This is a genomic window from Actinoplanes sp. GCM10030250 (assembly GCF_042666575.1).
Classification (GTDB): Bacteria; Actinomycetota; Actinomycetes; order Mycobacteriales; family Micromonosporaceae; genus Actinoplanes.
Map to the genome: position 1 here is coordinate 19727 of NZ_JBHTDO010000026.1, position 24557 is coordinate 44283.

The following is a 24557-nucleotide window of genomic DNA, read 5'->3' on the forward strand; positions in this document are numbered from 1 at the left end:
CCAGAAAAAAGGTCTTGAAAAGAACCTGGTGCCGGGCACGCCATTGTGCCCGGCACCGGGGGTCTTGCTGATCGATCGCGGTCAGTGCTTAGCGATTGCCTTGCGGTAGTCGCTGTTCAGGCGGCCGATCAGGCTGAGCGGAATGCCCTTTGGGCAGACCTCGGAGCATTCGCCCATGTTGGTGCAGCCGCCGAAGCCGGCGTCGTCCTGCGCCTGGAGCATGTCGATCACCCGGGTGTCGCGTTCGGGCTGGCCCTGGGGCATCAGGCCGAGGTGGGTGATCTTCGCGGCGGTGAACAGCATCGACGAGCCGTTCGGGCAGGCCGCGACACAGGCGCCGCAGCCGATGCAGGTGGCTGCCTCGAAGGCGGCGTCGGCGTCCTTCTTCGGGACCGGGGTGGCGTGCGCGTCCGGTGCGGTGCCGGTCGGCGCGCTGATGTAGCCGCCGGCCTGGATGATCTTGTCGAAGGCGGTCCGGTCGACCACCAGGTCCTTGATCACCGGGAAGGCGGCGGCCCGCCACGGCTCGACGTCGATCACGTCGCCGTCCTTGAAGTGCCGCATGTGCAGCTGGCAGGTGGTGGTGGCCTTCTCCGGGCCGTGCGCCACGCCGTTGATCACCATGCTGCAGGCGCCGCAGATGCCCTCACGGCAGTCGTGGTCGAACGCGATCGGGTCGTCGCCGTCGAGGATCAGCTTCTCGTTCAGCACGTCGATCATCTCGAGGAACGACGCGTCGGGGGAGATGTCCTTGACGTCGTACGTGACCATGCGGCCCCGGTCGGTGGGACCGGACTGGCGCCACACGCGTACCTGGATGTCCATTACTTGTAGCTCCGCGTGCTCGGGTGGACGTACTCGAAGTTGAGCTCTTCCTTGTGCAGGACCGGCCGGCCGTCGGCGCCGAAGTACTCCCACGCCGCGGCGTAGCTGAACTCGTCGTCGTGCCGCAGCGCCTCACCGTCGGGGGTCTGGCTCTCGGCCCGGAAGTGGCCGCCGCAGGACTCGCGGCGGTGCAGCGCGTCGATGCACATCAGCTCGCCGAGCTCGAGGAAGTCGGCGACCCGGCCGGCCTTCTCCAGGTTCTGGTTGAGCTCCTCGCCCTTGCCGGGCACCTTCACCCGGGTCCAGAACTCCTCCTTGAGCCCCCGGATCAAGCCGATCGCCTTGGTCAGGCCCTCCTCGGTGCGCTCCATGCCGCAGTACTCCCACATGATGTGGCCGAGCTCGCGGTGGAAGGAGTCGACGGTGCGGTCACCGTCGATCGACAGCAGCTTCTCGATCTGTCCTTCGACGGCTGCTCGCGCCTGGGCGACTTCCGGCGCGCCGGAAATATCGGGGAACGGCCCGGCGGCGAGGTAGTTGTTGATCGTGTTCGGGAGCACGAAGTAGCCGTCGGCCAGGCCCTGCATCAGCGCGGACGCGCCGAGCCGGTTGGCGCCGTGGTCGGAGAAGTTCGCCTCGCCGATCACGAACAGGCCGGGGATCGTCGACTGGAGGTCGTAGTCGACCCAGAGGCCGCCCATCGTGTAGTGCACGGCCGGGTAGATCCGCATGGGAGTGAGGTACGGGTCGTCGCCGGTGATCCGCTGGTACATCTCGAAGAGGTTGCCGTACTTCGCCTCGACCGCCTTGCGGCCCAGCCGCTTGATGGCGTCCGCGAAGTCCAGGTAGACGCCGAGCCCACCCGGTCCGACACCGCGGCCCTCGTCGCACACGTTCTTGGCCGCGCGCGACGCGATGTCACGGGGGACCAGGTTGCCGAACGAGGGGTAGATGCGCTCCAGGTAGTAGTCGCGGTCCTCCTCCGGGATGTCGGCCGCGGGCTTCTGGGAGTCGGAGGAGCGCTTCGGCACCCAGACCCGGCCGTCGTTGCGCAGCGACTCCGACATCAGGGTCAGCTTCGACTGGTGCGAGCCGGACTCCGGGATGCAGGTCGGGTGGATCTGCGTGTAGCAGGGGTTCGCGAAGAGCGCGCCCTTGCGGTGCGCCCGCCACGAGGCCGTGACGTTGCAGCCCTTGGCGTTCGTGGAGAGGAAGAAGACGTTGCCGTAACCGCCGGACGCGAGCACCACGGCGTCCGCGAAGTCGGTGGTGATCTCGCCGGTGACCATGTCGCGGACCACGATGCCGCGGGCCTTGCCGTCGACGATGATCAGCTCGAGCATCTCGTGCCGGGCGTTCATCTCGACGTTGCCGAGGCCGATCTGCCGCTCGAGAGCCTGGTACGCGCCGAGCAGCAGCTGCTGACCCGTCTGGCCCCGGGCGTAGAACGTCCGGGACACCTGGGTGCCGCCGAACGAGCGGTTGTCGAGCAGGCCGCCGTACTCACGGGCGAACGGCACACCCTGGGCCACGCACTGGTCGATGATGTTCACCGAGACCTGCGCGAGCCGGTACACGTTGGACTCGCGGGCGCGGAAGTCGCCGCCCTTGACCGTGTCGTAGAAGAGCCGGTAGACGGAGTCGCCGTCGTTGCGGTAGTTCTTCGCGGCGTTGATGCCACCCTGCGCCGCGATCGAGTGCGCGCGCCGCGGGCTGTCCTGGTAGCAGTACGACTTGACCCGGTAACCGGCCTCCGCCAGGGTCGCCGCCGCGGAGCCGCCGGCCAGGCCGGTGCCCACCACGATGACCGTCAGCTTCCGGCGGTTGGCCGGGTTCACCAGCTTGGCGGCGAACTTGCGCCGCTCCCAGCGGGTCTCGACCGGGCCGTCCGGCGCGGCCTCGTCGGCGATGGGCTCGCCCTCTGTCCAGAAGTCGTTCATGTCAGGCCACCAATCCGGTCAGAACCGCGAACGGCACCGAGAGGTACATCGCGACGAGCACCACGGACAGGACCAGGGCGATCGCCTTGGCGCGCCGCTCGCCCTTCTTGGTCTGCTGGCCCAGGGTGCGTACGGCGCTGAAGATGCCGTGCCGCAGGTGCAGGCCGACCGCGATGATCGAGACCGTGTAGAAGAGCGTCACGTACCAGCGGTCGGGAGCGAAGTCGGCGATCACGTTGGCGTGCGGGCGCGAGCTGTCGCCGACCGGGTTCAGGTGACCGGTGGTCAGGTCGAGCAGGTGATAGACGATGAAGAGCAGGACGATCACGCCGCCCCAGCGCATCGTCCGGGCGGCGTAACTGCCCTGGACCTTGGGGCGGTGGGCGTACTTGACCGGCCGGGCCTTGCTCGCCCGCCTGGTCAGTACCGTCGCCGCGTAGATGTGCGCGACGATGGCGACCAGCAGGCCGATCCGCATGATCCAGAGGAACCACACGTCCGGCAGCAGGGGCGTGCCGAGGGTGCGCAGCCAGTGCGCGTAGTGGTCGAAGTCCTCGTTGCCGACGAAGATCTTCAAGTTGCCCGCCGCGTGCGCGAACAGGAAACCGACCAGGGCGATGCCGCTGGTTGCCATGATCAGTTTAAGGACGACCGACGAGGGCCGGACCGACTTGCGCGGCGCGGGGCGTGCCGTCGCACCCGCTGCGTTCGTCGTTTTGGGAATTGAAGTGTCTACCGCCACAACTTGGACGGTAGAAAGTCCCTGGCGATTCGTCTAATGCATGATCGGGCAGCTCACGATAGCTGTAGGCTATTACGGTGCAGCTGCAACAACTCAGGTACTTCGTAGAGGTGGCGGACACCCGACATTTCACCCATGCGGCGGACAATCTGGGCGTCGCTCAGCCGACCTTGAGTAAGCAGATTCACACCCTGGAAGCCTCACTCGGAGCGCCACTTTTCGAGCGGACCAGGGGCGGTGTGACCCTCACGATAGCCGGGGCGGCGCTGCTCCCCCTCGCCCGGCGGATGGTCGCCGACGCCGACGCCGCCCGCGACGCTGTGCAGGACATCGTCGGTCTTCGACGCGGTGAGGTCCGGCTGGGCGCCACACCGAGCCTCTGCTCGTCGCTGGTCCCGCCGGTTCTGCGGACCTTCCGCGCCGGCCATCCCGGCATCAAGCTCTACGTGAGCGAGGGCAGCTCGCAGGACCTCATCGCCGACCTGCTCGCGCACTCCCTCGACCTCGCCCTGATCGTCCAGCCCGAGCACGGTGTCGACGCGGCGCTGGAGACCACCGAGGTGCTGCGGGAGAGCCTGGTGGTGGCCTCGGTCGCGGACGGCCCACCGCTCACCGTCGCCCGCCAGCTCGATCTCATCGAGCTCCGGCACACGCCGATGGTCATGTTCCGCGCCGGCTACGACATCCGCGACGTCACGCTGCACGCCTGTGAGCGGGCCGGGTTCACGCCGAAGTTCGCCGTCGAGGGTGGCGAGATGGATGCGGTGCTGGCCTTCGTTGAAGCCGGTCTCGGCGTGGCGCTGGTGCCCAGCATGGTGCTCGCCAACCGTCCGCTGCTGCGCGCGACGCCGCTGGCGCCGCCGGGGATGCGCCGGACCATCGCGCTGGCGCAGCGCAAGGCGGTGGTGCTTCCGCATGCCGCGGCGGCGTTGCGCGAGGTGGTGCTCGAGCACATTGCGTCAGGTCAACTGCCGTTCGGCGTACGGGCAATGTAGCTCTTGACGCCGGACTGTCCACATCGGGTGGTCAACCGGTCACCACGCGCTTAGCATCCCAGTGTGTGGCATGGCGAGTTCCGGCATCCCCGACTGGTCGAGGTCTACGACGCTGAGTGTCCCTGGGGCTGGGAAGACGATTTCTTCATGGCGGTCCTCGCCGAGCGCTCCTCGCTCCGGGTCCTCGACTTCGGCTGCGGCACCGGCCGCCTGGCGATCGCGATGGCCGCCGCCGGGCACGAGGTCACCGGTGTGGATCCGGCCCGCGCGAGCCTGGACGCGGCCGTGTCCAAACCGGGTGCGGATCGGGTCCGCTGGATCGAGGGTTCCGCCGAGGTGCTGCCGGAGCGGGCCTTCGACGCGGCTTTCATGACCAGCCACGTCGCTCAATTCTTTGTGGACGACGAAGAGTGGGCGGCGGCGCTGCGCGCGTTGCGGCGCTCCCTGGACACCGGTGGGCGGCTGATCTTCGACAGCCGGGACCCGGCGGGTCGGGCCTGGGAGGAGTGGAATCCGGAGGCGAGCCGGCGTCCCGTGGTGCTCGCCGACGGTGCGGTGGTCGACGTCTGGACCGAGGTGACATCGGCCGGGGTCGACGGTGTCGTGGCGTTCACCCATCACTACCTGTTCCCTGACGGCTCCACCGGCGACTTTCCTGGCGGCTCTTCCGGCGGCTCTCGCGATGGCTCTTCTGACGGCCGGGAGCTGACCAGTTCGGCGAGATTGCGCTTTCGGGGCGAGGAGGAGCTGCGGGACTCACTGTGGACGGCGGGCTTCCGGGTGGACCGTGTTTACGGCGGCTGGGGGCGGGAGCCGGTGGGCCTCAGCGCGGACGGTGAACTCATCGTGATCGCCGTAGCCGAAAACCGGACGATCACATGATCTTGACCTGAATGTGCCGAGATCTGGCCAGAACAGATCGAACCCATTGCGATGCTTGAATCCGCGACTACTATCCGCACCCATCGGTCCCGACCGTGCACGACCTCTACATCCACAAGATGAGGTGGCATGTCCGACAACGAGTGGCCAAGGCCAGCGCCCCCGCCGGGCGACGGCGAGTGGGGCGAGCCTCCGCACGCTCCACACCGGATCGTCATCTCCACAGTGCTGGTGCTCGTGGTCCTGCTCGTCGCGGGCGGGGTCACCTGGCAGCTGATGCGCAACGGGTCCTCGCAACCCGCCGCGCAGGCGAGCGCCCCGCCCTCACCGGCGGCGACGCAACCCAGCGTCACGCCCTGCCCCGATCCGGAGCTGACGGTGGTCGTCGCCCCCGAGATCGAGCCGGTCGTCAAGGAGGCCGCGGACACGCTCAACCCCGACGGGCAGCGGTGCGCGCCGATCACTGTGCGTGCGGAAGAGCCCGGCGTCACCGCCGCGGCGGCGGCGAGGGCTGACGTGTGGGTGCCGTCGAGCAGCGCGTGGCTGCCGATCGCCGCGGAAAACGGCGCCGCCTACACCGTCTCCGGCAAACCGGTCGCCTACTCACCGGTTCTGCTGGCCGGGCCGGAAGCCGTCGGAAGCCTCTACATCGAGGACGGCAAGAGCGCCTGGACCAGCCTGATCCAGGGCATCGCCGGCGGGCGCATCCCCAGCGTCACCATGCCCGACCCGCTGCGGTCCACCGTCGGGCTGCTCAGCGTGCACGGCGTCAACACGGCAACCGCCCGGACCACTCCGGACGCCGGGATCGCCCAGCTCCGGGCGCTCACCCTGCGCAGCCGGGTCAACGTGGCCGGAGCCGACCAGGCCTCCCTGCTCAACCGGATGGCCGGCCAGCCCGACAGCAGCACCGCGGTCTACGAGATCGGCATCTTCCCGGTCACCGAGCAGCAGTTCCGGGCCTACGAGAAGGCGAACCATCCGGTACGGCTGGTCGCGGCACCTCCGGTCGACGGACGGGTCGAGGCCGACTACCCGTACGCGATCAGCAAGTCCGCCAAGAAGGATCTGGCCGAAAGCCTGCGCGCGGCGATCGGCAAATCGGCGGTGACGGCAGCCGGCTTCCGCACCGAACCGACCGCCGGGGCGATGCGCCTGCCCGGACGGGCGGCCCAGCTGCTCGCGCCGGCCCGCCAGTGGTCGCAGTACCAGAAACTCGAGGACCAGGTGCTGCTCCTGATCGACTCGTCCGGCTCGATGAACGAGAAGATCACCGACCGGGGCGGGAGGAGCACCACGAAAGCCGAGCTGCTGAGGCAGTCCGGTGCCACGGCCGCCGAACTCTTCGACGACGACACCAACATCGGCATGTGGTTCTTCGGCTCCGCCGGCCGCGGCGGCCCGGCACACACCGAACAGGTCTCGTTCGGCCCGATCAACAGCGACGCCGGCGGCAAGCCCCGCCGTGCGGCACTCGTCGACGCGATCAAGGCGTACAAGCCGCAGGCCGGCGCGGGGACCCCGCTCTACCAGGCGGTCCTCGACGGGGTCAGCGCGATGCGCGAGCAGGCCAAACCGGGAACGGTGACCACCGTGGTCGTGCTGACCGACGGCGCGGACGGCGGCAGCCGGTTCGCCATGTCCCAGCCGGAGTTCCTGAAGCGGCTGGCGGCCGGCCAGGACCCGCAGCGCCCGGTGCCGATCTTCGCGGTCGGCTACGGGCCGGCGGCCAACACCGCCGCCCTTCAAGGCATGGCGAAGGCGACGGGCGGCAAGGCGATCGAGGCCCGTAATCCCGCCGACCTGGCCGGCGCCATGGCACAGGCCTTCCTGGCGGCACACACCCGCTCCTGACGGCGGCCCGCGGCGGCCTGGTTGTTGCGGCGCCGCGAGCGGCGCCGCTCGGTGATGTCGCCGCCGCCGCTGTTTGTTGCCGGCGGGCTGGTCAGGCGGGGCCTATCTGGTCGGCGACGATGGCGGCGGAGAGGGTGACCATGGGGAGGCCGCCGCCGGGGTGGGCTGAGCCGCCCACCAGGTAGAGGCCGTCGACCGGGCCGCGGTTCGCCGGGCGGAGCAGGCCACCCGCGGTGCCGTAGATGGCGCCGCCCGGTGCGGCGGTGGCGTCGGCGAGGTCGGCGGGGGTACGGGTTTCGGTGAACACCAGCCGGTCCCGGACGTCGAGCCCTCGGCGGGCCAGGACGGTGAGGAGGTGCGCGGCGTACGCGTCGGCGAGCCCCGGGCGCCGCCAGTCCACAGCGGACCAGCCGGTGCCGTGCCGGGCTGCGTTGACGAGTACGAACCAGGCCTCGCAGCCGTCCGGCCGGACCAGTGGATCAGCGGCCCGGGTGATGAAGATCGCCGGGTCGTCGACCGGTCGTGCCCGGCGCTGCGCCGACCCGAAGATCGCGTCGAACTCGGCGTCGTAGTCGGGCGGGAAGAACACGGTGTGGTGCGCCAGCTCGGGGGTGTCGCCACGAACGCCGAGCAGCAGCACGAACCCGCCCAGGCTGCGGTCGGCGAGCCCGGTCAGCCGGTTCGGGACGGGCAGCAGATCACGGTAGAGCGTCACCGCGTCCACGTTGGAGACAACGATGTCGGCCGGTACGAAGTCGCCCGAGGTGAGGCGCACTCCGCGCACGGCATTATCCGCTTCGATGCGGGCGACGGGGGAGTGGAGCTCTAGGCGTACGCCAAGAGAAACGCACCTGGCGTGCAGCTCACCGGCCAGGGTGCCCAGGCCACCCGGCAGGTACCACCCACCGTGGGTGAGTTCGGCGTACGGGATCGCGGCCAGCGCTGCCGGCGCGCGACGGGGATCGGTGCCGGTGTATGTCGCGTAGCGATCCAGCAGCATGCGCAGCCGCGGATCACGCAGATAGCGCCGGCCCAGCGAGCGCAGCGACCGGCCCGGCGCGATCGCGGCGAGATCACTGAGCCGCCAGGAGAGGCGGGCCAGCGACGCGGCGGTGACCGGGCGGCTCAGCACCGAGTCGTAGGAGGCGTGCCAGATGCGGGCGGCCCGGCGCCAGAAACGGTCCCAGTCGGCGGCGGCGGCGGTGCCGAGGGCGGCGGTGATCCGTTCCAGGAAGACCTCGTGCGACGAGGAGGAGTCGAGGACGGTGCCGTCGGGGAAGACGTGCCGGACCACCGGGTCGAGAGGTTGCGGTTTCAGGTCGAGGCCCAGGTCGTCGAAGACCTGCGGAAGGGTGAGCAGGCTCGGGCCGGTGTCGAAACGGAAACCGTCCCGCTCGTGGACGGCCAGCTTGCCGCCGACGGTCCCGGACCGCTCGTGCACGGTCACCCGGTGCCCGGCGGAGGCCAGGCGCACGGCGGCGGCCAGGCCGCCCACGCCCGCGCCGATCACCACGATGTCGCTCACCGTTCCACCCTCCCATCCCGGAGGGGTCGCGCACCCGCCCACCCCGCCGCTGGGGGCCGAGGCAGGACTGAGCGGGGAGGCTGCGGCGGGCGGCGGGCGGCGGGCGGCGGGCGGTAGGGTTAGACGGGGCGGCCGCGCCAGGTCAGGCGGTGGTGGCGGTGGAGGTGGAAGGAGCGGGCGACCAGCCAGGCGAACACGGCGACGGAGAGGGGGTGCGCGAGCGGATCCGGGAACACCCGTCCGCCGGTCGCGGCGGCGCTGATCATGCGGCCGGTCACGCCGAGCAGGTAGGCGGCCAGCGCCCAGATGCCGGTCGGTAGCAGGGCGAGCGGTAGCCCGTACAGGAGGAGGAGAAGGACCACCACGGTGGCCGCGCCGGACGCCGAGCCGAATGACGCCCACAGTGATTTGCTGTAGCCGTCGGCCAGTTCGGGCCAGGAACCGTACATGTGGCAGGTGGCCAGCCGGGAGCCGTCGGCGAGCGCGATGCGGCCGCCGGACCGTTTCACCGCGCGGGCGAGGCCGATGTCCTCGAGGATGTCGTCGCGCACGGCGGCGTGACCGCCGGCTTTCTGATAGCCGGCGCGGTCCAGGACGAGCCATTGGCCGCCGGCGGCGGCGAGCGACGGGCGCGGGGAGCGTTCCATGGCGCGCAGTGGCAGGAAGGTGAGCCAGGACCACTGCAGCAGTGGCTGGACCAGGCGGCCCGCACCGGCGATTTTGGGGTACGGCGAAAGCAGCGTCACGCCGGCGTCGCGCAGGAGGGTGACTGCTCCGGCGATCGCGTCGGGTTCCAGGACGACGTCCGCGTCGATGAAGATCAGTACGTCGGTGTCGCCGGCTGCCTCGGCCAGCTGGTGGCAGGCGTGCGGCTTGCCGAGCCAGCCGGCCGGCGGGGGAGCGCCGGTGTGCAGGTGGACCCGGTCGCCGGCTGTCGCACCGACCACGTCGTCGGCTATCGCGCGGACGACGTCGGCGGTGCCGTCGGTGGAGCCGTCGTCGAGGACGTGGATGGTCAGGCCGGGCACTCCCCGCTGGGCCAGCAGCGATCGCAGGCACGGGGTGACCCGGTCGGCCTCGTCACGCAGCGGCAGCAGGACGGCGACACGTTCGGTGGTGGTCGCGCCTCGGCGAGGGCGGCGCAGTAACAGCGCGTTGACCGCGGTGTGCCCGGTGAGCAGCAGCAGCGGTATCAGCACCAGCCAGGTCACGCGGGTGTCCGGAGCGGACGGCCGGCGCGCAGCCGCAGCACGAGGGGCAGCACGGCGGCGCCCATCAGCACGCCACCCCAGGCGGCGGAGGCGGGCAGGGCGAGGAAGGCGGCGTGGGCGAGCACCGAGGAGAGGTAGGTCCACAGCCAGAGGGCGTACATCGGAGTGTCCTGCGGCGATGGATCCCGTTGCATGGTGACGCTCAGTGCTGTCATCAGCAGCAGGGCGAACCCCAGCCAGCCGAGATAGTTGCTGATCGGGATGCCGGAGAGGCCGGGCAGCGCGGGCACCGGATCGTGCCATCGCCAGTAACCCTCGGCGACCATCTGGGGGTCGAGGAAGAGGTCCCAGGTGGCTAGCCCGGCGGCGGCGAGCACGATCCGGGCCGCGCGGCCGCGGGCCACACGCAGGGCCGCGAGCCACGCCGGCCAGGCCATCCAGGTCCAGGCGAGCGGGATGATCAGGGGTACGCCGAGAAGCTTCGGACCGAGCTCGCCGGAGTAGTCGTACGTCCCGAACGGAAAGCCCGTCGCCACACCGACCGCCTCGACCACGAACCCGCCGAGCATCGCCGTCCCGATCAGAGCGGCCGCAGCACGGTGACCGCCCGTCAGACAGGCATGCGTGACGGAGAGCAGCACCCCGATCAGAACTGTCGCCACCGTCAGGGCCGCACGCAGGTCACCGCTCGTCAGCGGATAGCAGATCTGCACCAGGACCAGAATGCCGAGCAGCGCCCAGGGAGCCTTACGCACGTGCTCAGCCGCCGACCATTCCCGGGGTCTCGCCGACCGGGCGCTCGGCGGGCAGCGGCAACTCCCGCCCGAGGATCGCGAAGGCCCGCTCATCACCGGGGAACAGGAAGTTGCGCAGCACGTCGCGGAAGTCGAACCGCCGGTACAGCCGCCAGGCGCGGGACGCCTGCTCGTCAGCCTCCGGGGTGGAGAGCAGCACCGTCTTGCCCTCGGCCATGGCGAGCAGCGCGCGCAGTTGCCGGGCGCCCACCCCGTGGCCCTGGGCGACCGGGCGGACGTGCAGCTCGACCACCTCGAAGCAGTTGCCGAGCCAGTGGCGGCGGGCGGGTTCGCCGAGCGAGGAGCGCACCTGGTCGTGCCACCACTGTCCGGGGGCGGAGGTGTAGCCGTACCCGAAGCCGGCCAGCCTGCCCTCCGGTGTCAGCGTGGCGACCGCGCGGAACCCGGGGCGGCGCACGTGCGAGCCGATGTAGCCGCGCCTCGTCTGGAGGAGCTCCGGGCGGTAGCCCATCGCCTCGCCGTAGACCGTCACCACGTCGTCGAGCCGCCGCAGCAGGTCGTCCGGCTGCCAAGCAACGAGCCTCATCGCTTCGTTCGCTCCTTATCGTCGGCCGTTTCGGTCCAGCCCAGCACTGTGCGGTCCCCGCTGATGTCGAGTACCGCGAAACGGGCGAAGAGCTCCTCCGCGTACCAGCGGTCGGCCGGGGTTCGGGCGATCGCCGCGCGGTGCTCCGGCTGACGGTACGCGAACGCGGTGAGGTCCGCCGCGCTGCGCCACACGCTGACCGTGCCCTGCCAGCCGATCGGCGCCTCACCGATCCCGAACCGGGCGAGCAGCCCCTCGGCGGTGGCCAGCTCCCGGGCCACCGGTGGCACGGCCCGCCAGAAACGGACCGCCCGCGAGGGCCGCAACCGTGCCCGGGTGACGGCCAGGATCGGCCCGTCGGCGCGGCGGCCGGTCGGCTGGAACGGGCTGTGCCCGGACCACTCGCCGCGGCTGACAAGTGGTTCCAGGTCGACGCGGGCCTGCTGGACGGCGATCCGATCCCACACCGGGAAGCCGACCGGGCGGTCGCTGACGGTGATCGCCGCGTAACGGGTGAGGTCGGAGTCGCCGGGGCCGAAGCTGAGACCGGTACCCGTACCCAAGAATTTGGCGAACCGGACGCCTGGCCGGCGGCGGCGCGCGAAAGCCATGCGCAGCATGGCCGAACCGACGGCGCGGCGCGGCACCCGCCAGACGTGCAGGGCGACCAGATCGGCGGTCATCGCGCCACGTTACCGTCCGATCCGGGTTACGCCACCTCGGCCGGGGTGCCTGCGGTGATTCGCACCAGTTCGGCGTAGGTGATCGGGAAGACCGACCGGGGTACGCCTCCCGCCGCCCAGATCACCGGGTACTGCTCGAGGTCGACGTCGACGAGCGTGCGCACCGGTTTCGGATGGCCGAGCGGCGCCACACCGCCGATCGCCTGGCCGGTGTGTTCACGGACGAACTCCGGGGTGGCCCGGCGCAGCTTGGTGACGCCGAGCGAGGCGGCGACCTTGGCGGTGTCGACCCGGTGCGCCCCGGACGTCAGGACGAGCAGCGGCTCACCGTCCGCGTCGAAGATCAGCGAGTTCGCGATCTGACCGACTTCGATCCCCAGGGCGGCGGCCGCCGCGGCGGCGGTGTGCACCGCCTCGTCGAGGATGACGACCTCGATGGTGAGGCCGGCGTTCTCCAGGGCGTCGCGGACGGCGATCACGTTCGGATGGTTGTGCATCGCACCATCCTGCCGGTCTTTGCTATCGCATGGTGGCCGCGGCGCTCGCGTCCCAGAGTTTTGCCGCGAGGGAGTCGTCGCGGGCGTGCGGTGCCGGGCTGGTGAGCTTGTGTCCCACGTAGTAGCCGCCGTCGACGAGCTCCGAAACGGGCGCCGTGGCGAGCCAGACCAGCAACTCGCCGGCTTTCTGCGGTGTCACCAGGCCGGGTGCGTACTTGTAGAACAGCCGGGTGACCCGGCCGGTGCCGAAGTTGCTGCGCACCACACCCGGGTGGAAGGACACGCTCGTCACGTCCGGCCAGCGGCGGGCCGCCTCCGAGGTGAAAAGGATGTTCGCCGCCTTGCTCGCACCGTACGCCTGCCAGGAGCTGTATTTGCCGGGGTCACCCGCCAGCCGGTCCGGGTCGGGGCGGCCCTGCGCGTGCGCCCGGGACGCGGTGTTGACCACCCGGCCGCCGCGCAGCCGCTCCAGCAGCAGGTTGGTGAGCAGGAAGGGCGCGAGGTGGTTGCCCTGGACGGTGGCCTCGTAGCCGTCGGCGGTCCGCCGGTACTCGCCGACCATGCCGCCGGCGTTGTTCGCCAGGACATCGATCTTCGGGTACGCGGCGAGTAGCTGGTCGGCGAGGGCGCGCACCTCGGTGAAGGACTCGAAGTCGGTGCGGAAGTGCGCGGGCTCCCGGCCGCCGGCCTGCCGCACCCGGGCGACGGCATCGGCCAGGCGTTGTGGATCACGGCCCACGAGGACGACCTCGTCGCCTCGGGCGGCGAACTGCTCGGCCGCTGCCAGGCCCACGCCGGAGCTGCCGCCGGTTACCACGATCGTCGATGCCACTTGATGCCTCCGCTCGGGTGCCGGCCTCCATCGTGCACGGTGCCGGCGGTTCCCGCTCCCTCTCCTTCAGGTTACTAGCGCTAACCAGTTTGCTATGCAAACCTGTTGGCATGACTTCCATCGAGGAAACCTCATGATCACCGCATCGCCGATCGGCCGGGACGGACTGTCCCGGCGCGGCGTCATCGCGACCGCGCTGGCCGCCGGGGTCACCGTGCCGCTCGGACTCGCCGGCCGGGCCGCCGCGGGGCCGGCCCGGCCGGTCCTGCCCGCGCCGGCCGGGCCCTTTCCGATCGGTACGGTGCCACTGCACCTCGTCGACCGGTCCCGGCCCGATCCCGTTGCCGGCCCGGGGCGCCACCGCGAGCTCATGGTCAGTGTCTGGTACCCGGCCCACGACACCGCCCGGTACCCGCGGGCGCAGTGGATGGCCGACGCGCCCCTGAGCGCGCTGCTGACCCACCACGACTTCCCGGCGGACGCGATGCGGTCACCGCTCACCGCCGGACGGGTCGGCGCACCGGTGCGGCGGGCGGGCGGCCGGCTGCCGGTCGTGGTCTTCTCGCACGGCGCCCACGACCACCGTGCCGACCACACGATCATCGTGCAGGAGCTGGCGAGCCACGGGTACGTGGTGATCACCGTCGACCACACCTACGACGCGTATGTCGAGTTCCCCGACGGCCGGGTCCTCCAGCCGATCATCGACTCGCTGGGTTCGGCGGACTTCGCCGCCGACATCCCGTTCGTTCTCGACTGCGTCGAGGACCTCGCCGCCGGCCGCAACCCGGACGCCGAGGGCAAGCCGCTGCCGGCCGGCCTGCGCGGTGCGCCCGACCCGCGGCGCGTCGGCATGTTCGGTACGTCCAAGGGCGGGACGGCGACCGCCCTGCTGATGGGCATGGACTCGCGTGTCCGGGCCGGGCTCAGCCTGGACGCCCCGATGGAGCCCTATGTCGAGAGCGACCTCGACCGGCCGTTCATGTTGATGACCGCGGACTACACCCGGGCCGAGCCCCCGGTCGCCCAGTTCTGGTCGCACCTGACCGGATGGCGGCTCAACGTCCAGCCGGACGGGGCGGTCCACCGCACCTACGGGGATTATCAGGTGGTGCTCCCGTACCTGGCGGCCGCGGTCGGGATGAGCGACGAGGAGCTGCGTAACTGGGTCGGCACCTTCGATCCCGTCCGGGCGGTGCGGATCCAGCAGGCGTACCCGTTGGCCTTCTTCGACCTGCACCTGCGTGGCCGGCGGCAGCGTCTGATGGAAGGGCCGTCGCGGGCCTTCCCCGAGGTGCGGTACATCCCCTGAGGCGTCCCTGCTCCCGGCGCGGAGTTCTCCCGGCTCAGTCGATCATGTGTTCTAAAAGATGGGCGGCGTGCTGCCGTGGAGGTTGCTTTTTTGTCGTACGGGGGTGTTAGTCTCTGCGGTAGTTAGAACGGATGTTCGAACGGGGTTTCCTCGCTCGGGCGTCGTTCTGATCCGGGAGCGTGTTTCGCGGCGCGCTTCCGGGCGGCACCCGCGAAGTGCCGCATACGTGGTTCGGGCTTTCGCGGGCCCGGATCCGTTCAAGGCAGGCCGTCGCTCGCTGCCCCCGACCCCCGGTGGCGGGCGGCGGACCCGCCGGGCGGTGTCGGCCGGGTGTGGTGTGGGGAAGCTTCGCACCCGGCCGGTTCGCCGCCGGGGTGGCCTTCGTGGCCGGCCTGACGGGGCTCCGGCACTGCCCGCTGGAGCCCCGTTCCGGCCTCGAGGGCCGTCTCGGGACGGCCTTGAGGCGATGCCTGGGGGCATGGAACGCCTGAGGGCATGGAACGCCTGGGGGCTGGGCCGGCTTTGAGGGGTGGGCCGGGTCATGTAGTGCGCTGTGTCTTCCTCCGCAGCGGTTCGAATCCATCACGTCGGATGCGGAACAGGCGAGGGAGAAACGACAATGGCGAGCACCACTGCCCCGGACCTCGAGCCGGCTCCTGGTTCGGCGCACGCCGGCGCGACCACCAGGGCGGATGCGCCCACGGTCCCGGCGCACATGCTGCCGCACCGGAGCCCGGCGCAGCTGCTGACGATCGCCCGGGAGGGGCTGGTCGAGGCGGCGCACACGACACCCGACGGCTTGCGGTATGCGGCGGCGCATCTGGCTGCCCTGCGCGCGGCCGCCGCCCTGCTCGCCGCCCGGGCCCGTCCTTCCGTCTCGGGCCGCCGGACCAGAGCGGCGACCAGCGTGTGGTCACTGCTCGTCATGGTGGCACCGGAGTTCGGCGACTGGGCCGGCTATTTCGCACTCGGCGCCGGCAAGCGCGCGGCTGCGGAGGCCGGCATCCCCCACGTGGTGAGCGCCCGGGAGGCGGACGACCTGCTGCGGGCGGCCGAGCAGTTCGTCACCGTGGTCGAGGGCTCGCTGGGCCTGACCTATCAGCCGCGCCTCGCTGCGTGAGCCGACCGTGATCTGAGCGTGGATCAGGCCGGTCGGACCTGAGCACGGAAGGCCGGCGGTGATCTGAGCACGGGGAAGGCCGGCCGTGACCTGAGCACCGAAGGCCGGGTGAGTTACAGAGCGGGGCATGGACGTGGCCGGGCGCATGATCAGTGGTTCAGCCGCCCTCGCGGAGCTGGTTCAGGCGGGGGCAGCCTCCGATGCGCGGGGGGTGCATCGGATGCTGCCGGTGGCGCCCGAGTTGAGTGGGCTCCTGCCCGGCCAGGGACTTCGCCGGGGCAGCACGGTGGCTGTCGCCGGGGGGCGCGCGGCACCCGCCGGTGGGGGCACCTCGTTGATGCTCGCGCTGCTCGCCGCCGCCTCCCGTACCGGCTCATGGTGTGCGGTCGTGGGTGTGCCCGCCCTGGGCGCGCTGGCCGCCGCCGAGAGTGGCCTGGCGCTCGACCGGCTCGCTCTCGTGCCGAACCCCGGTCCGGACTGGCCCACCGTGGTGGCGGCGCTGATCGACGGTGTCGACCTGGTGGTGACGGCGGTTCCGGGTCCGGTGTCGGCCGGTATCGCCGGCCGGCTGGCGGCGCGGGCCCGGCAGCGGGGGAGTGTGCTGGTGCCGTTCGGGGACTGGTCCGGCGCGGATGTGACCCTGCAGGTCGATCGGAGCCGGTGGGAGGGGCTCGGGGCGGGTCGCGGCCGGCTGCGCCGCCGGGAGGTCACCGTCACGGCGCGTGGGCGGGGTGCGGCCGCTCGGCCGCGGGAGGTCACCCTGTGGATGCCGGGTGTCACCGTCCGGGCGGCTGCCATCCCGCCGGTCCGCTCCGAGCCCGGACCAGGACCGGCGGGGGAGCCTGCCGGACCAGGACCGGCGCGAGAGCCCGGCGGGCTCGGGCCGGCGGCAGATCCTGCCGGGTTCGGGCCGGCGGCGCAGATGTGGGAGCCGGCCGGTGCGATGGCTGAGGTGAGGGTGCTCGGCGAGGCGCGAGCCGGACTCAGCCGGGGAGACACAGCGAGCCGGGGAGACACAGCGAGCCGGAGAGACGCGGCGAGCCAGGGAGACGCGGCCGAGAACGGGAAGCGTGGCGGGCGGCTGCGCGAGATCCCGCCGGTGGGTGCCTGATGGAGACGGCCGTGCGTACGTTGCTGGTCTGGTGTCCGGACTGGCCGATCGTCGCCGCGGAGATCGTGGAGGGGGTGCCGGTTCACGAGCCCGTCGCCGTGATCTCCGGCAACCGGGTGCTGGCGTGTTCGGAGGCCGCGCGCCGGGACGGGGTGCGGCGGGGGCTGCGGCGGCGGGAGGCGCAGAGTCGGTGCCCGCGGCTGATCGTGGTGGAGCACGACCCGGGGCGGGACGCGCGGGCGTTCGAGCCGGTGGTGGCGGCGATCGAGGAGGTCGTGGCGGGAGTGGAGGTGATCCGGCCGGGGGCGTGCGCGGTCGCGGTCCGGGGCCCGGCGCGGTACTTCGGCGGCGAGGAGGCGGCGGCCGAGCGGATCGTCGAGCAGGTGGCGCAGGCGTGCGCGGTGGAATGCCAGGCCGGGATCGCCGAAGGGGTGTTCGCGGCCGGGATCGCCGCGCGGACCGGGCTGGTCGTGGCGGAGGGTGGGACCCGGGCGTTCCTGTCGGGCGTACCCGTGGAGGCCCTGGAGAGGCCGGACCTGACCGACCTGCTGCACCGGCTCGGGGTGAAGACGCTCGGCGAGTTCGCGGCGTTGCCGGCGGGAGACGTGCTGACCCGGTTCGGGTTCGACGGCGCGCTGGCGCACCGGCTCGCGTCGGGGGCCGATCACCGGCCGCTCGCGGTGCGACAGCCACCGGTCGACCTGGCTGTCGAGGAGACCTACGACGACGAACCGCTGGAACGGGTCGACGTGGCGGCCTTCGCCGGGCGCGCTCTGGCCGAGCGGCTGCACGACGGGCTGGCGGCGCACGGGCTGGCCTGCACCCGGCTCGGTGTGGAGGCGGTCACCGCGGACGGCCAGGAGCTCTACCGGGTGTGGCGGCACGACGGCACCCTGACCGCCGCCGCCATCGCCGAGCGGGTGCGCTGGCAGCTGGACGGCTGGCTGACCGGGGCCCGGCGCGGCGGACCGGCCCGGCCCACCGCGGGACTGGTCCGGCTGCGGCTGGTGCCGGACGGGGTGCTGGTCCACCTCGGCCTGCAGCCGGGGCTCTGGGGTGACGCCGGTGCCGAACGGGACCGGGCGCATCGGGCCTTCAGCCGGATACAGGGTCTGCTCGGCCCGAACGCGGTGGTGACGCCGGTGCTGGGCGGCGGGCGGTCGGCGGACGATCAGGTGCGGCTGGTGCCGTGGGGTGACGAGCGGGAACCGGCCCGGCCCGCCGCGGTGCACCACGATCCGCTGCCGGGCGTCGAGACCGTCTCCCTGCTCGAGCACGCCACCCCGGCACCGCGGCGCGCCGAGGGGTCGCACCTGCGCCCGGTGCCGCCGGCACCGGCGGAGACGGCAGACGCCTTTTCCATGGTGGAGCTCCGTCCCGGCCGGGCGAAACGCGCACGCCGCAAGCCGATCGCCCGGCCGCCCTGGCCTGGCCGTCTGCCCCGCCCCGCGCCCGCGATCGTCCCCGAGCGACCCCTCCCCGCGGTGGTGCTCGACTCCAAGGGCCGCCCGGTGGGGGTGAGCGCCCGCCTGGAGCTGACCGGGGCGCCGGCCAGCCTCACCGTCGAGGGAGTCGAGGGGGGCACCCCGGCGGAGATCGTCGGCTGGGCGGGACCGTGGCCGGTCGACGAGCGCTGGTGGGCGGACGAGGAGGCGCGCCGGCAGGCCAGGTTCCAGGTGATGCTGGCCGACGGGCGGGCGCTGCTGCTCTCCCTGGCCGGTGGCCGGTGGACGGTGGAGGCGCTGTATGACTGACGGACAGAGGTGAACGGATGGGCTTCCACAACCCCGAGATGCCCTGGTCGCAGCTGGAGCGGACGCTCTCCGGGCCGGCCGTGGCCGACCCGCTGGTGATCGACGGTGACGGCGGTGACTCCCCGGCGTGGAGCCGTAAGCGGGAGCCGTACCGCGCGGCACCGAACCTGGTCCGGGCCGAGAGCACCACGCCGTACGCCGAACTGCACTGTCACACGAACTTCAGCTTTCTGGACGGCGCCAGCCATCCCGAGGAACTGGCCGAGGAGGCGGCGCGGCTGGGCCTGACCGGGCTGGCCGTCACCGATCACGACGGCTTCTACGGTGTGGTCCGGTTCTCCCAGGCGGCCCGGGAGCTGGGCCTGCCCACCGTCTTCGGCGCCGAGCTGTCGCTGGGCCTGTCCAAGCCGCAGAACGGTGAACCGGACCCGGAGGGTGTCCACCTGCTGGCCCTGGCGCACGGCCACGAGGGTTACTCCCGGCTGGCCCGGGTGATCTCACAGGCCCACCTGCGGGGCGGTGAGAAGGGCAAACCGGAGTACGGCAGCCTGGAGGAGGTCGCCGCCGTCCTGCGGGACCACGTACTGGTGCTGACCGGCTGCCGCAAGGGCCCGGTCCCGCTGGCGCTGACCACCGGCGGCGTGGACGCGGCGGCGTACGAGCTGGACCGTCTTGTCACCCTGTTCGGCGCCCCGAACGTGGCCGTCGAGCTGACCGATCACGGCGACCCGTACGACGACGACCGCAACGACTTCCTGTTCGACCTGGCCGGCAGCCGCCGCCTGGAGGTGGTGGCGACGAACAACGTGCACTACGCGACCCCGTCCCGCCGCCGCCTCGCCACCGCGCTGGCCGCCGTCCGGGCCCGGCGCAGCCTGGACGACATGGACGGCTGGCTGCCCGCCGCCGGTACCGCGCACCTGCGCAGCGGTGACGAGATGGCCCGCCGGTTCGCCGCGTACCCGGGTGCCGTGGCGAACGCCGCGATCTACGGCCAGGACCTCGCCTTCAACCTCGACCTGGTGGCGCCGAGGCTGCCGGACTACCCGGTTCCGCCGGGGCACACCGAGATGAGCTGGCTGCGCGAGCTGACGATGGACGGCGCCCGCAAGCGCTACGGTGAGGACAACCCGAAGGCCTACGCGCAGATCGAGAAGGAACTGCGCATGATCGAGGAGCTGGGTTTCCCCGGCTACTTCCTCGTCGTGTACGACATCGTCGACTTCTGCCGGCGGGAGAACATCTACTGCCAGGGGCGCGGGTCGGCGGCCAACTCCGCGGTCTGCTACTCGCTCTGGATCACGAACGTCGACGCCGTCCACTACAACCTGCTCTTCGAGCGATTCCTGGCCCCCGAGCGCGACGGCCCACCCGACATCGACGTCGACATCGAGTCGGATCAGCGGGAGAAGGTCATCCAGCACGTCTACGGCAAGTACGGCCGGGAGCACACCGCGCAGGTCGCCAACGTCATCTCCTACCGCCCGCGCTCGGCGGTGCGCGACATGGCCCGGGCGTTCGGTTTCTCCCCCGGCCAGCAGGACGCGTGGAGCAAGCAGATCGACCGCTGGGGCGACGTGGTGACGGCCGAGGACATCCCGGAGAGCGTCGTCAGCGCCGCCAACGACGTGCAGACCTTCCCGCGGCACCTGGGCATCCACTCCGGCGGCATGGTGATCTGCGACCGGCCGATCATCGAGGTCTGCCCGGTGGAGTGGGGCCGGATGCCGGGCCGCAGCGTGCTCCAGTGGGACAAGGACGACTGCGCCGCCGTCGACCTGGTCAAGTTCGACCTGCTCGGGCTGGGGATGCTGTCGGCGCTGCACTACGCCTACGACATGATCGACGACGAGCTGGACATCGCCACGATGCCTCTGGACGACGAAGAGGTCTACGCGATGCTGCGGCGGGCGGACTCGGTCGGGGTGTTCCAGGTGGAGAGTCGCGCGCAGATGGCCACGTTGCCCCGGCTCAAGCCCGACAAGTTCTACGACCTGGTGATCGAGGTGGCGCTGATCCGGCCAGGTCCGATTCAGGGTGGTTCGGTTCACCCGTACATCCGCCGCAAGAACGGCCTGGAGGCGCCCAGCGTGCCGCATCCGCGGATGGAGAACGCGCTGGCCAAGACCTTGGGCGTGCCGCTTTTCCAGGAGCAGCTGATGCAGCTCGCCATCGACGTGGCCGGCTTCGATCCGTCCGAGGCTGATCAGCTGCGGCGGGCCATGGGCGCGAAGCGGTCCGTGCAGAAGATGGAAAGGATCAAAAAGCGACTGTACGAGGGGATGGCCGGCAACGGCATCACCGGTCCACTGGCCGACGACCTGTTCCACAAGCTCTCCGCGTTCGCCAGCTACGGCTTCCCGGAGAGCCACGCGATGAGCTTTGCCTACCTGGTCTACGCGAGTGCCTGGCTGAAGCGGTATCACCCGGCGGCGTTCTGCGCGGCGCTGCTCAACGCGCAGCCGATGGGCTTCTACTCTCCACAGACCCTGGTGGACGACGCGCGGCGGCACGGTGTGGAGGTGCGGCGGCCGGACATCAACGCCAGCGATGCGACCGCGACCTTGGAGACCACGCCGGCGAGCCGTCGTAAGAGCGAACCGGGGGAGCCTCCGCAGGCTTGGGGAATCGGTGGCCCGGCCGTGCGCCAAGGACTTTCCAGCATTCGTACGATCGGAGCCGATCTCGCCGAACGGATCGAGCAGGATCGGCGTACCCATGGCCCTTTCCGGTCAATGACCGACCTTGCCAGGCGTACCGGATGCTCTGCCACCCACCTGGAGGCGCTCGCCACCGCCGACGCCTTCGCCGGCTTCGGCCTCTCGCGCCGTGAGGCGCTCTGGGCAGCGGGCGCGGCCGCCCAGGACAAGCCGGACCGCCTGCCCGGCACGGTGACCGGCACCGAGGCGCCGATGCTGCCCGGCATGAGCGAGGTGGACGTGCTGGTCGCCGACGTGTGGGCGACCGGGCTCTCGCCTGACACGCACCCCGCCCGGTTCATCCGGGAGGAGCTGGACCGTGGCGGCGCGCTGCCGATCGACAGGCTGTCCGAGGTGGAGGCGGGCACCCGGATCCGGGTCGGCGGGATCGTCACCCACCGGCAGCGGCCCGCCACCGCCGGAGGGGTGACGTTCGTGAACCTGGAGGACGAGACCGGGATGCTGAACGTCACCTGTTCACCGGGGCTGTGGCAGCGATATCGGCGTGTGGCCCGGAGCAGCACGGCCCTGCTGGTCCGGGGCCGGCTGGAGAAGGCCGAGGGTGTGCTGAACCTGGTGGCCGACCGGCTCGAGGCGGTCCACCCGCCGGTCACCCCGGCATCCCGCGATTTCCGATGAATTGCACCCTTTGAGGAGTAGGGTGCTCCACCATGAGTCAAAAGCTGATCGGTTTGGCGGTGGTGGGAGCCGCGCTCCTGAGCACGGCGAGCCCGGCAGTGGCCGCGCCGCGTTCCACCTTCTCGCTCAGCTACACCGGAGCCACCACGGTCGTCCGGCTCACCTGCGACCCGACCGGCGGCGGGCACCCGCAACCCGCGCGGGCCTGCGCCTCGCTGCGCCGGGCCGGCGCCGACCCGGCCAAGCTCCAGGCGGGCGACTCGATGTGCATCCTGCTCTACAAGCCGGTGACCGCGCGGCTCAAGGGCACCTGGCGCGGTAAGCCGGTGAAGTGGGAGAAGACCTACGGCAACTCCTGCGAGATGAACCGCGCAACGGGTGTCCTGTTCGACTTCTGAGCAGGACTATCCTTCCGCTGTGGAAACTTCAGCGCGCACTGGACGGCCGCTCGTCACGGCCCGCAACGCGGCGGTCTGGGCGGTCCTCCGCCGGGAGCTCGACCGGCACGCCGGTCGTGAGCTGACCGTTCTCGACGTGGGCGGGGGGACCGGCGGGTTCGCCGTGCCGCTGGCCGAGGCGGGGCACACCGTCACGGTGATCGACGCCAGCCCCGACGCGCTCGCCGCGCTGACCCGGCGTGCCGCCGACGCGGGCGTCGCGAGCCGGGTGCGTGCCGTGCAGGGCGACGGGGATGCGCTCGCCTCGCTCGTCGAGCCCGGCAGCGCCGACCTGGTCCTTTGCCACTCGGTGCTCGAGGTCGTCGACGACCCGGCCCGGGTGGTTGCGGCGATCGCCGCGGCGCTGCGGCCCGGCGACGCGGCTCCGCGGCCGGGTGGTGCGGCGCTGCAGCCGGGCGACGCGGCTCCGCGGCCGGGTGGTGCGGCGCTGCGGCCGGGCGGCGCGGTCAGCTTGCTGGTGGCGAGCCGTGCCGCCGCGATTTTGGGCCGGGCGATAAACGGCCATCTGAGTGCGGCCGCCGCCCTGGTCACCGATCCGGCCGGCCGGTCCGGGCCGAGAGACACCCTGCTGCGCAGGTATGACGCGGACAGCGCCACCGCTCTGCTCGAGACCGCGGGCCTCACCGTCGAGCAGACCCATGGGGTACGAGTGGTTGCCGACCTGCTTCCCGCCACAGTGCTCGAGGAGGACCCGCGGGCCGTCCTCGAGCTGGAACTCGAGTTGAGCTCCCGCCCGCCGTTCCGGGACATGGCCTCCCAGCTGCACCTGTTCGCCCGGCTCTCATGAGCGGCCCCGAGGACGGCCTCCACCCGGACGCGTTGCGGGTGCTGCCCCCGGCGTACGGGTCGGGCAGCCTCGCCGACCTGCTCCCCAGCGTGTGCGCGGTGCTCGGGGTGCCGGGCGCGGAAGACGTCCTCGGGCTCGGAGCCCGCCTGGACGGGGTGCGCAAAGTCGGTGTGCTGCTGGTGGACGGGCTCGGCGCGTACCAGTTGCCACTGGCCGCACCGCACGCTCCGGTCCTCGCCGACCTCGCCGCCGGGGGCCGTGGTCACGCCGGCACCCTGACCGCGGGTTTCCCGTCGACCACCCCGGTCAGCCTGGTCACCCTCGGTGCCGGGGTGCCGCCGGGTGCGCACGGCATCCTCGGGTTCACGGTCCGCCGTCCGGACGGGCGGACCCTCACCCACATCTCCTGGGGTGACGATCCGGATCCTCGGCAGTGGCAGCCCGTACCGACCAGGATGGAGACCGCCGCCGCCGCCGGGGTGCAGGTCACCGTCGTGAGCCGACCGGCGTTCGAGGGGAGCGGGCTGAGCCTCGCGGCGAACCGGGGCGCCGCCTATCACGGCGCCGGTGACGGTCCGGCCGTCGCCGCCGGGATGGCCGCGGCGCTGCGCTCGGCGACCGGACCGGCGCTGGTCTACGGCTACCACCCGGACCTCGACCACTTCGGCCACGAGGACGGTGTCGGCTCGCCGGCCTGGCGGGAGGCCGCTCGCGGGGTGGACGACCTGCTCGACCGGCTGGTGCACGACCTGCCCGCGGACGCCGCACTGCTTGTTGTCGCCGACCACGGCCAGCTCAACATCCCGGAGACCGGCCGGTACGACATGGCCGCCATCCCGGAACTCAGCGACGGGGTGATCGGTGTCGCCGGCGAGCCCCGCGTCCGCTATCTCTACACCGCTGACGGCGCGCTCGACTCGGTGCTGGCGAACTGGCGCGGGGTCTTCGGTGCGGACGCCCGGGTGCTCAGCCGGGACGAGGCGATCGCCGAAGGCTGGTACGGGACGGTCGCCCCGGCCCACGCGAACCGGATCGGGGACGTGGTGGTGATGTGCCAGGGCCGGGCCGTCTCGGTCGCCTCCGGATGGGAACCGGACAAGGCGGGGCGGCTCGTGGCGTACCACGGGTCCGCCACGGCAGCCGAGATGACCGTCCCACTGTTGATCATCAGGTGAGGCCATCGATTGGCACGGATTGACCAGCAGCGCCCGCCGATCATGTGGCGGTCCAGCTCACCGGCGGTGATCGGGGCCACTTCAGCCGGTGATCGACGCCCGAACGGCCGAGGCAGACGGTCTTTTGGGACGAACCGATCTTCCCGGCACGGAAAATCACCCGCACTCGGCGGTC

Annotated in this window: 20 protein-coding genes and 1 pseudogene; 11 read left to right on the forward strand and 10 right to left on the reverse strand. The window is 71.6% G+C overall.

Translation table 11 applies throughout. The features are described 5' to 3' along the window. Positions 1-81 precede the first annotated feature (81 nt). From ACFQV6_RS28790 to ACFQV6_RS28800, 3 genes are read right to left on the reverse strand one after another with little or no spacing between them, the layout of a single operon-like run. A complete protein-coding gene (locus ACFQV6_RS28790) occupies positions 82-825 on the reverse strand; it encodes a succinate dehydrogenase/fumarate reductase iron-sulfur subunit (protein WP_378030741.1) in 744 nt (247 codons plus the stop codon). Beyond that, on the reverse strand, positions 825-2765 hold the full coding sequence (locus ACFQV6_RS28795) for a fumarate reductase/succinate dehydrogenase flavoprotein subunit (protein WP_378030742.1): 1941 nt from the start codon (positions 2763-2765) through the stop codon (positions 825-827). Before ACFQV6_RS28795 ends, ACFQV6_RS28790 begins: the two co-directional genes overlap by 1 nt. Before the next feature lies 1 nt (position 2766). After that, positions 2767-3507 carry a succinate dehydrogenase cytochrome b subunit gene (locus tag ACFQV6_RS28800; RefSeq protein WP_378030743.1) on the reverse strand — a complete coding sequence of 247 codons (741 nt, stop codon included), beginning with the start codon at positions 3505-3507 and terminating at the stop codon, positions 2767-2769. A gap of 71 nt (positions 3508-3578) precedes the next feature. Between ACFQV6_RS28800 and ACFQV6_RS28805 the strand changes: the two genes are divergently transcribed. The 3 genes from ACFQV6_RS28805 to ACFQV6_RS28815 all read left to right on the forward strand — a co-directional run bounded on the left by ACFQV6_RS28805 (position 3579) and on the right by ACFQV6_RS28815 (position 7238). Beyond that, on the forward strand, positions 3579-4502 hold the full coding sequence (locus ACFQV6_RS28805; protein ID WP_378030842.1) for a LysR family transcriptional regulator: 924 nt from the start codon (positions 3579-3581) through the stop codon (positions 4500-4502). A 63-nt stretch (positions 4503-4565) separates the two neighbouring features. After that, a complete protein-coding gene (locus ACFQV6_RS28810) occupies positions 4566-5384 on the forward strand; it encodes a class I SAM-dependent methyltransferase (protein ID WP_378030744.1) in 819 nt (272 codons plus the stop codon). A 129-nt stretch (positions 5385-5513) separates the two neighbouring features. Next, positions 5514-7238, forward strand: a complete 1725-nt coding sequence (locus ACFQV6_RS28815) for a substrate-binding domain-containing protein (RefSeq protein WP_378030745.1) — start codon at positions 5514-5516, stop codon at positions 7236-7238. A 91-nt stretch (positions 7239-7329) separates the two neighbouring features. On the opposite strand, the gene ACFQV6_RS28820 is transcribed toward ACFQV6_RS28815, so the two are convergent. From ACFQV6_RS28820 to ACFQV6_RS28850, 7 genes are all read right to left on the reverse strand, one after another. Next, complete coding sequence (locus tag ACFQV6_RS28820) at positions 7330-8763, reverse strand: phytoene desaturase family protein (RefSeq protein WP_378030746.1); 1434 nt, start codon at positions 8761-8763, stop codon at positions 7330-7332. A 119-nt stretch (positions 8764-8882) separates the two neighbouring features. Continuing rightward, positions 8883-9974, reverse strand: a complete 1092-nt coding sequence (locus ACFQV6_RS28825) for a glycosyltransferase (protein WP_378030747.1) — start codon at positions 9972-9974, stop codon at positions 8883-8885. Beyond that, a complete protein-coding gene (locus ACFQV6_RS28830; protein WP_378030748.1) occupies positions 9971-10729 on the reverse strand; it encodes a carotenoid biosynthesis protein in 759 nt (252 codons plus the stop codon). Before ACFQV6_RS28830 ends, ACFQV6_RS28825 begins: the two co-directional genes overlap by 4 nt. Before the next feature lie 4 nt (positions 10730-10733). Further along, complete coding sequence (locus tag ACFQV6_RS28835; protein ID WP_378030749.1) at positions 10734-11315, reverse strand: GNAT family N-acetyltransferase; 582 nt, start codon at positions 11313-11315, stop codon at positions 10734-10736. Beyond that, on the reverse strand, positions 11312-11998 hold the full coding sequence (locus ACFQV6_RS28840) for a monooxygenase (protein WP_378030750.1): 687 nt from the start codon (positions 11996-11998) through the stop codon (positions 11312-11314). The genes ACFQV6_RS28835 and ACFQV6_RS28840 overlap by 4 nt, the downstream gene beginning before the upstream one ends. Before the next feature lie 26 nt (positions 11999-12024). Beyond that, positions 12025-12495, reverse strand: coding sequence for a YbaK/EbsC family protein (locus ACFQV6_RS28845; protein ID WP_378030751.1), 471 nt, complete (start codon positions 12493-12495; stop codon positions 12025-12027). Positions 12496-12517: 22 nt separating this feature from the next. Next, positions 12518-13327, reverse strand: coding sequence for an SDR family NAD(P)-dependent oxidoreductase (locus ACFQV6_RS28850; protein ID WP_378030752.1), 810 nt, complete (start codon positions 13325-13327; stop codon positions 12518-12520). A 133-nt stretch (positions 13328-13460) separates the two neighbouring features. Between ACFQV6_RS28850 and ACFQV6_RS28855 the strand changes: the two genes are divergently transcribed. The 8 genes and pseudogenes from ACFQV6_RS28855 to ACFQV6_RS28890 all read left to right on the forward strand — a co-directional run bounded on the left by ACFQV6_RS28855 (position 13461) and on the right by ACFQV6_RS28890 (position 24382). After that, positions 13461-14639 (forward strand): alpha/beta hydrolase family protein, encoded by a 1179-nt coding sequence (locus ACFQV6_RS28855; RefSeq protein WP_378030753.1) that lies wholly within the window; start codon positions 13461-13463, stop codon positions 14637-14639. Positions 14640-15258: 619 nt separating this feature from the next. Continuing rightward, entirely contained in the window at positions 15259-15759 is a 501-nt protein-coding gene (locus ACFQV6_RS28860; protein ID WP_378030754.1) for an SAV_6107 family HEPN domain-containing protein, read from the forward strand. 133 nt (positions 15760-15892) lie between these two features. Beyond that, positions 15893-16597: pseudogene (locus ACFQV6_RS28865) on the forward strand (hypothetical protein); the annotation flags it as partial. Between the two features lie 272 nt (positions 16598-16869). Beyond that, positions 16870-18624: a DNA polymerase Y family protein gene (locus ACFQV6_RS28870; protein WP_378030755.1), complete on the forward strand. Its 1755-nt coding sequence runs from the start codon at positions 16870-16872 to the stop codon at positions 18622-18624. A gap of 17 nt (positions 18625-18641) precedes the next feature. After that, positions 18642-21962: an error-prone DNA polymerase gene (locus tag ACFQV6_RS28875; protein ID WP_378030756.1), complete on the forward strand. Its 3321-nt coding sequence runs from the start codon at positions 18642-18644 to the stop codon at positions 21960-21962. Positions 21963-21994: 32 nt separating this feature from the next. Beyond that, positions 21995-22360 (forward strand): SSI family serine proteinase inhibitor, encoded by a 366-nt coding sequence (locus ACFQV6_RS28880; RefSeq protein WP_378030757.1) that lies wholly within the window; start codon positions 21995-21997, stop codon positions 22358-22360. 19 nt (positions 22361-22379) lie between these two features. Beyond that, positions 22380-23207: a class I SAM-dependent methyltransferase gene (locus tag ACFQV6_RS28885; protein ID WP_378030758.1), complete on the forward strand. Its 828-nt coding sequence runs from the start codon at positions 22380-22382 to the stop codon at positions 23205-23207. Then, positions 23204-24382, forward strand: a complete 1179-nt coding sequence (locus ACFQV6_RS28890) for an alkaline phosphatase family protein (protein ID WP_378030759.1) — start codon at positions 23204-23206, stop codon at positions 24380-24382. Before ACFQV6_RS28885 ends, ACFQV6_RS28890 begins: the two co-directional genes overlap by 4 nt. Positions 24383-24557 lie beyond the last annotated feature (175 nt).

Coding starts and splice junctions, on each gene's coding strand:
- ACFQV6_RS28880 (WP_378030757.1), top strand. CDS start 21,995: ATGAGTCAAAAGCTGATCGGTTTGGCGGTGGTGGGAGCCGCGCTCCTG.
- ACFQV6_RS28790 (WP_378030741.1), bottom strand. CDS start 825: ATGGACATCCAGGTACGCGTGTGGCGCCAGTCCGGTCCCACCGACCGG.
- ACFQV6_RS28860 (WP_378030754.1), top strand. CDS start 15,259: ATGGCGAGCACCACTGCCCCGGACCTCGAGCCGGCTCCTGGTTCGGCG.
- ACFQV6_RS28870 (WP_378030755.1), top strand. CDS start 16,870: ATGGAGACGGCCGTGCGTACGTTGCTGGTCTGGTGTCCGGACTGGCCG.
- ACFQV6_RS28890 (WP_378030759.1), top strand. CDS start 23,204: ATGAGCGGCCCCGAGGACGGCCTCCACCCGGACGCGTTGCGGGTGCTG.
- ACFQV6_RS28855 (WP_378030753.1), top strand. CDS start 13,461: ATGATCACCGCATCGCCGATCGGCCGGGACGGACTGTCCCGGCGCGGC.
- ACFQV6_RS28875 (WP_378030756.1), top strand. CDS start 18,642: ATGGGCTTCCACAACCCCGAGATGCCCTGGTCGCAGCTGGAGCGGACG.
- ACFQV6_RS28795 (WP_378030742.1), bottom strand. CDS start 2,765: ATGAACGACTTCTGGACAGAGGGCGAGCCCATCGCCGACGAGGCCGCG.
- ACFQV6_RS28845 (WP_378030751.1), bottom strand. CDS start 12,495: ATGCACAACCATCCGAACGTGATCGCCGTCCGCGACGCCCTGGAGAAC.
- ACFQV6_RS28835 (WP_378030749.1), bottom strand. CDS start 11,315: ATGAGGCTCGTTGCTTGGCAGCCGGACGACCTGCTGCGGCGGCTCGAC.
- ACFQV6_RS28840 (WP_378030750.1), bottom strand. CDS start 11,998: ATGACCGCCGATCTGGTCGCCCTGCACGTCTGGCGGGTGCCGCGCCGC.
- ACFQV6_RS28815 (WP_378030745.1), top strand. CDS start 5,514: ATGTCCGACAACGAGTGGCCAAGGCCAGCGCCCCCGCCGGGCGACGGC.